This window comes from Actinomadura keratinilytica, assembly GCF_039539665.1.
Taxonomy (GTDB): domain Bacteria; phylum Actinomycetota; class Actinomycetes; order Streptosporangiales; family Streptosporangiaceae; genus Spirillospora; species Spirillospora keratinilytica.
In genome coordinates this window covers 1-1,038 of record NZ_BAABDO010000273.1, presented here as the reverse complement: position 1 = coordinate 1,038, position 1,038 = coordinate 1, and the positions used below count along the sequence as shown (strand labels likewise).

The window sequence follows — 1,038 nt, the reverse complement described above, 5'->3', positions numbered from 1 at the left end:
TCGCCGGCTCGGGTGCCGGGTGCTGAGGACCGGGCCGAGTGATGCTGCCTCCCGAGGACGACGCGATGCCCCCCGAGGCCAACGACGAGCACCGGCCCGGCGACCACTGGCCCGGCGAGCAATGGCCGGAGGAGCATGCCGGCCCGATGGTGCGGCCGTACGTGATGACCAGCGGCCGGCTGGAACCCACCCGCGGCCGGTTCGACCTGATCACCCTGGTCGTGGCCATCGGCCCCCTGCCCGACGGCGAGATCGGACTGACCCCCGAACACCTGGCCATCCTGCACCTGTGCCAAGAGGTCATGTCCGTGGCCGAACTCACCGGCCACCTCAAACTCCCCGTCGCCACCGTCCGGGTACTGCTGGGCGACCTGCTCGACAAAGGACTCATCACCATGCAGGAACCCCACCCCGAAGCGGACATGCACGACATCAGGCTCTACAAGGCGGTGATCGATGGTCTCCGGGCCCTCTAAGCGCACGCCGAACGCCCGCAAACTCCCCACCGCGGTCAAAATCGTGATCGCAGGCGGCTTCGGCGTCGGCAAGACCACCATGGTCGGCACGGTCTCGGAGACCCAGCCCCTGCGCACCGAAGAACTCCTCACCGACCAGAGCATCGGCATCGACGACGTCTCCGGCGTCGAACGCAAGACCACCACCACCGTCGCCATGGACTTCGGCCGCATCACCATGCGCGACGAATACGTCCTCTACCTCTTCGGCACCCCCGGCCAGGAACGCTTCTGGTTCATGTGGGACGAAGTCGCCCTCGGCGCCCTGGGCGCCGTCGTCCTGGCCGACACCCGCCGCCTCAAGGACTGCTTCCCCTCGGTCGACTACTTCGAACGCCGCGGCACCCCCTTCATCGTCGCCGTCAACTGCTTCGAAGGCGCCCGCCAATACGACCTGCAAGAAATCGAGACCGCGCTCAACCTCGGCCCCGACGTCCCCGTCATGCTCTGCGACGCCCGCAAACTCGACTCCTGCAAGAACGTGTTGATCAACCTCGTCATGCACGCCATGAAAGTCCGCGGG

At 67.1% G+C, this 1,038-nt stretch carries 2 protein-coding genes; both read left to right on the top strand.

Features of this window, described 5'->3' with window-relative positions:
* Positions 1-41 precede the first annotated feature (41 nt).
* Complete coding sequence (locus ABD879_RS32665; protein ID WP_345025659.1) at positions 42-476, top strand: DUF742 domain-containing protein; 435 nt, start codon at positions 42-44, stop codon at positions 474-476.
* Positions 457-1,038 (top strand): GTP-binding protein (locus ABD879_RS32660; RefSeq protein WP_345025658.1); only part of this gene is annotated, 582 nt, incomplete at its 3' end. The genes ABD879_RS32665 and ABD879_RS32660, both read left to right, overlap by 20 nt.

Excerpts from the sequence above, each read along its gene's own strand:
- ABD879_RS32665 (WP_345025659.1), top strand. The coding sequence starts at position 42 with ATGCTGCCTCCCGAGGACGACGCGATGCCCCCCGAGGCCAACGACGAG.